The 306-nt window shown below is 48.7% G+C and carries 2 tRNA genes; both read right to left on the reverse strand.

Going from position 1 to position 306, the window contains the following annotated elements:
* Window positions 1-37: 37 nt before the first annotated feature.
* A tRNA-Ala gene (locus H4J50_RS19220) sits at window positions 38-113 on the reverse strand.
* 116 nt (window positions 114-229) lie between these two features.
* Window positions 230-306 (reverse strand) — tRNA-Ile (locus tag H4J50_RS19225).

Below are 306 nucleotides of genomic sequence, written 5' to 3' on the forward strand. Positions count from 1 at the left end.
TAACTTAAGTTTGGTCTTTCAATTCTTAGTGAAGAAGTGGTGGAGCTAAGCAGGATCGAACTGCTGACCTCCTGCGTGCAAGGCAGGCGCTCTCCCAGCTGAGCTATAGCCCCGCAATGGGAAACATACTTTAGCCAAAACGTAATGTTTTGTTCTATATCAAGGCGGTTTATCGCGAAGTGTAGATTTCCTACACGAGTGATGAACCAACGCCGATAGAGGACAAAATTGGTAGGTCTGGGCAGACTTGAACTGCCGACCTCACCCTTATCAGGGGTGCGCTCTAACCAGCTGAGCTACAGACCT

Source organism: Colwellia sp. 6M3 (assembly GCF_014077595.1).
GTDB lineage: Bacteria > Pseudomonadota > Gammaproteobacteria > Enterobacterales > Alteromonadaceae > Cognaticolwellia.